The 2,471-nt window shown below is 67.7% G+C and carries 3 protein-coding genes; 2 read left to right on the top strand and 1 reads right to left on the bottom strand.

What is annotated here, in order from left to right; translation table 11 throughout:
- The first annotated feature begins 137 nt into the window (after positions 1–137).
- Complete coding sequence (locus tag QZY48_RS00905; RefSeq protein WP_295426557.1) at positions 138–326, top strand: hypothetical protein; 189 nt, start codon at positions 138–140, stop codon at positions 324–326.
- 52 nt (positions 327–378) lie between these two features.
- On the opposite strand, the gene QZY48_RS00900 is transcribed toward QZY48_RS00905, so the two are convergent.
- Complete coding sequence (locus tag QZY48_RS00900) at positions 379–1,488, bottom strand: Rpn family recombination-promoting nuclease/putative transposase (protein ID WP_295426556.1); 1,110 nt, start codon at positions 1,486–1,488, stop codon at positions 379–381.
- A 255-nt stretch (positions 1,489–1,743) separates the two neighbouring features.
- Here QZY48_RS00900 and QZY48_RS00895 point away from each other — a divergent pair, with 255 nt between their 5' ends.
- Complete coding sequence (locus tag QZY48_RS00895; RefSeq protein ID WP_295426555.1) at positions 1,744–2,088, top strand: hypothetical protein; 345 nt, start codon at positions 1,744–1,746, stop codon at positions 2,086–2,088.
- Positions 2,089–2,471 lie beyond the last annotated feature (383 nt).

The following is a 2,471-nucleotide window of genomic DNA, read 5'->3' as shown; positions in this document are numbered from 1 at the left end:
CCAAGGGCAGCCGTAGGGTACGCATCGCGTACCCGGCCCCAGCGGTTGCGGCGGCCTGGCGGGTACGCGATGCGTACCCTCCGCGATCTGCAGCAACCCATCAGCTCTAATCGCACCCCGTTGGCAGAGCGGTGCTCATGATCCAGGCCGTGCTACGGGACTTTGCGCCGATGCGCGATCACACCCCCTGGCATCGACTCTTCGGCATCGCCCTGACCGACCTCTTCACCGGCCGCCCCTGGCGCGTGGAGTGGCTGGTGGATGCGCTGCGCTTATCCACCCAACCGATGCATACGCTGGTATGGTCATTTTCGCAAATCACCTAAAGCCTCGACCTCCAGCCGATCAAGGCCCTGCTTGAACACCAGGGTACACCCCTCAACCCGCAGGCGGGCGGGGCTCCGGGGGCTGGCGACCCAGCAGGGCTTCCAGCGTCCCGGCGGCGAAAATCCCGTCCAGCCAGGCGTCCAGTTGACCGAGGCTCGCCGCATCAATGCGGGCCCGTGCCCAAGGGGGCAGTTGACCAAACCGGCCCGTCAGCAAGCGCTTCAACGCGTCGGTCTTGCCTTCCCGCTTACCTTCCCGCTTGCCTTCCCGCTTACCTTCCCGCTTGCCTTCCCGCTTGCCTTTCAGTTCACCCTCCAGCATCCCTTCCCGCTTCCACTTCTGCGTCCACTCATCCACCCGTTCGGCCAACATCGTTTCGACCTCCACTAAATCATGCAGTTCCGGCAGCTTCTCGCCCGGCAGCAAGCGCCGCAGCAGGACCCGCGCGAACCAGACCGTCAGCGCCCGCCGCAGGCTGGCGTAGCGCGGACCCCGTAACCGGGCGCTGAGCCGGTGCAGGATCGGGCGTAACGCGTCAGGCCCGTCGCCGGCCAAGGTTTCCAGCCGCACCAGTTCGGCCGCCACGCTGGTGGCCTGCTCCAGCGTCTCCTGAGCAATGCGACCCTCGTCAATCAGATGATAGCGCTGTTGGGGCCGGTAGCGCGCCAGCGCGTCGGGCCACGGGACGATCAGGTCGGCGACATCGCGCGCCGCCGTCCAGCGCCCGGAACCGTTGTAGAGCACCAGCGGAAACACCGGCGGCAGGCGCTCACCCGCGGCCACCGCCTGGCTCTTGATCAGGTCCTGATACAGCAGCCCGGTGTAGACCATCACCCGCACCGCCATCCAAGGGTCGACCTCGCTTTGGAACTCGATCAGCAGGTACACATAGAGCCAATCCCCCGCCACCCGGACCCGCCAGATGATGTCATCCTCGCGCGCGCGCAGGTCGTCGGTAACATAGCTACCGCCCTGTTTCTCCAGGGTGGTGAAGTCGATCAGCGCCAGCCAGTCCTCCTGCACGAAGTCGCGCAGCAGGCCCTCGACCATCTCCGGATGGGAGAACAGGTGTTTGTAGGAGCCGTCGTGCGGCGGACCCGCCGGCTGGGCGGTCGCCCGAGTGGACGCGTGGGAGCGACGCCGGCGAGGGGATCGGGACATGGCAGCGGGGCCCACGGGCCGGTTGGGAACACGAAAGGGAACCGAAAAGCATCGCCCGGATAGGACAACGCAGGGGCCGACACCGGTGAAGTTTCGTAGGGTGGATAAGCGCAGCGCATCCAAGCCACGCTGGCCCATTACCGGCCGCACAGCCCGGCGGCGCAGTTGCTGCGCTACCATCTTGCCAACGTCCACCGTCTGGAGCTTCCCGACATGGCTTACACGCTGCACGACCTCTTACACGACACTTAGCCCATGATCATCGAAGATACGCAGGCACTCAGGCCCGAGCAGCGCCAAGCACTGCTGGAGCGGATGGGTGTGGAGGACCGCCTGCGCGGGCTGGCCGCCGAGGACCGCTTGCGCGGCTTGGCCACCGAAGACCGCTTACGCGGGCTGGACCCCGAACAGGTCAAGGCTTGGCTCAAACGCACCGGGCATCAAACGCACGCCGGGGCGGTTTCGCTGACGCCGACGATCACGACCGTCCCGGCCTCGATCATCGCTCCGGCCACCGCGGTCACCGCGCGGTCGTCGGTCCGCACAGCGGACCCTACGGGCGCGCGGCCTCGATCAATATTCCGGCCACCCCGCCGGTGACGGAGGCCGCGCCGGCGCCGTAGGAGCGGCCCCCCGGCCGCGACGGGTGACCGCAAGGGCGGGTGGCCGGAGTGACGGATCAAAGCCAGGTGCGCAGACAACCCGTCGCTGTGCGGATCGAGCGCCGTCGGCCGAACATCTCGGCCGCTTTGCCCGCTCGATGCCGCTCACCCTCCAGGAAGACCTGCGCTGACCGGGCAAGACCGCCAGACGGTGCGCAAGGCCATTCAGCCAGAACCATCCTCCGGACCGATCAGGGCCAGCAGACTCTCGGCATCGAAGATCCCGTCGAGCCAGGCATCCAGTTGCGCCACCGGCGCCGCGTCGATGCGCCGCTGCGCCGCTGCGCCCACCCCGGCACGGCGCCGAAGCGGCGGGCCAGT

Source organism: uncultured Thiodictyon sp. (assembly GCF_903828115.1).
Lineage (GTDB): Bacteria > Pseudomonadota > Gammaproteobacteria > Chromatiales > Chromatiaceae > Thiodictyon.
Note: the sequence above shows the minus strand (reverse complement) of the source record. Positions and strands in the feature narration are given on the sequence as shown.